Here is a 2,066-nt window from a genome sequence, read left to right as displayed (position 1 = left end):
TTCTGTATAACTTTTCCTTCTCATTCGGACACACCTCTCTTACTTTAATTATAATTTATTTCAAGAATGTGTCCATAAAACTATACTAGCATCAACACGAAACGGACAAATTAATACATTAAATGATAATAATATATATATTTGATTTATTTCACTAAAATAATATTTTTATTACAAAAAGTGTATCTTTTAAGCATAAAGTATAGATATTTCTGAATATCTATATTATTCCTCATATATACAAAATGCATTTTTTATTATTTATGGATTTTTTTACATAAGGATGATATACTTTTATTGAATTTTATACTAAAAACTAAGAATATAAATCAAGGAGAAACTATGTTTAAAGAAAATAAGTTCAACAATATAATTTTAACGCTTACACCAACTATTACATTTATAATTATATTTTCAATTATAAATAAAAATTATTTAGTCTCTGCAATGTATATAATATCTATATTAACAATTTTATACTTAATTAAAGACAAAAGTATTTATGATTTGCTTTATGCTATTTTATTAGTGTCTACATTTTTCGATTATTCATTATATATTCCACATAATGAAAAGATATATATATTTCACATAGTGCTTTTTATATTTACAATAATTTCGTTAAGGAGAGTTTTTAACGATAAAAGTATTTTTTTAAAATTAGATAAAAAAATTTTAACAATTTACTCAATTTGGTTTATATATATGTGTATCGGTATTACATGGGCATTAAATAAACAGTTAGCAATAAAATATTTAGCAATATATCTAATGATGTTTGCCTTTATTATAGATATAATAATATATAATATAAATAAAGAAAGACTAAAACAAACAATTAAGTTATTAGTATTCCTACTTTCATTAGTTGTTATTATTGGGGCAATTGAAGTAATCTTAGGACAACAATTACCTATAAAACACTATTATTATGATGGGATAAATGTACCTTTTATTAATGTAATAAGAGCTCGACCAATAGTATTTTCTTTTAATACTAATAATTTGGCTGCTACACTTGCTATGCTATCACCATTATTTTTTTATTCAATTTATAAATTTGATAATTTAATATTAAAAATTTATTTTTTCTTTGTATCGTGCATAAGTTTCTCACTAATAGTTATTACTACTTCAAGAACAGGTATTAAAGGCATAGAATTATCATTTGCATTATATTTAATTTATTGTATTTATAGCTTTAAGAAAACTGGGTTAAAAGGAATGATAATCCCATTGCTATTAATAATTAGTTTTACATTTTTAAGATTTAACAGCATAAACTTCATGAATATTGATTCTGCCAATAATTCAACTAAAAGTGAAGCAAATGATTTACTTCTAAACAAAATGGATTCGCTAGCTAATGAACAACTAGAAGTAGGAAATGCAGGATCTTTAAATATTAGGTGGACTATTATAGACGATGTTGTGGAGGGAATCTTAATTAAAGAAAAACGTTTATTGGGTTATGGTGTAGGTAATGTTGAACAATATCTAAAGACACAAAATAATACACATGGTGTTTTTAGCCCTCATTGCTATGCGATAGAGATATTTGGAGATTTTGGAGTTGTAGGGATTGTATTGTATGGAATTTATTACTTATACTTACTTATATCAAATATAATTATTGGTATAAAGAGAAAAAGTATTCCTTGTATTGCTTCAGCAACAGGATTAATCACATTTTCTATCACGAGCTTTGGTCCAAGCTCAATAACATATGTATTTTCATATTGGATATTAATTGCCATGTCAATATCATGTATTCAAGTGTATAAGTGTAAAAGTCCAATGATAAATATAAAAATAGACTAGACGAATTTCCTCTAGTCTATTTGGATCTAGGTCAATAATTTGGACACATTTTTATTAAATTATTCTCTTTACTAAATCCTCTTTCATTTGTGGAGTAATATAACCAATAGATCCATGAATTCTTTTACGGTTATACCATGATTCTATAAATATAAATAAATCTAGTTTTGCACTTTCAAAATCCAAGTATTGAACATTGTTCACTTGTTCTTTTTTCAAAATTGAATGAAAAGACTCAATACAGG

At 24.1% G+C, this 2,066-nt stretch carries 2 protein-coding genes; one reads left to right on the top strand and one right to left on the bottom strand.

Annotated elements, in window-relative coordinates; genetic code table 11:
- Window positions 1–342: 342 nt before the first annotated feature.
- Window positions 343–1,821, top strand: coding sequence for an O-antigen ligase family protein (locus tag T483_RS29435; RefSeq protein ID WP_051560447.1), 1,479 nt, complete (start codon window positions 343–345; stop codon window positions 1,819–1,821).
- Window positions 1,822–1,875: 54 nt separating this feature from the next.
- On the opposite strand, the gene T483_RS0118250 is transcribed toward T483_RS29435, so the two are convergent.
- A partial coding sequence (locus tag T483_RS0118250) for an IS3 family transposase (protein ID WP_026888118.1) occupies window positions 1,876–2,066 on the bottom strand: 191 nt, incomplete at its 5' end.

Source organism: Clostridium beijerinckii HUN142 (assembly GCF_000621745.1).
GTDB lineage: Bacteria > Bacillota > Clostridia > Clostridiales > Clostridiaceae > Clostridium > Clostridium beijerinckii_A.
Note: the sequence above shows the minus strand (reverse complement) of the source record. Positions and strands in the feature narration are given on the sequence as shown.

What these genes read in the sequence shown, in the direction of transcription:
- T483_RS29435 (WP_051560447.1), top strand. Translation starts at nt 343, where the DNA reads ATGTTTAAAGAAAATAAGTTCAACAATATAATTTTAACGCTTACACCA.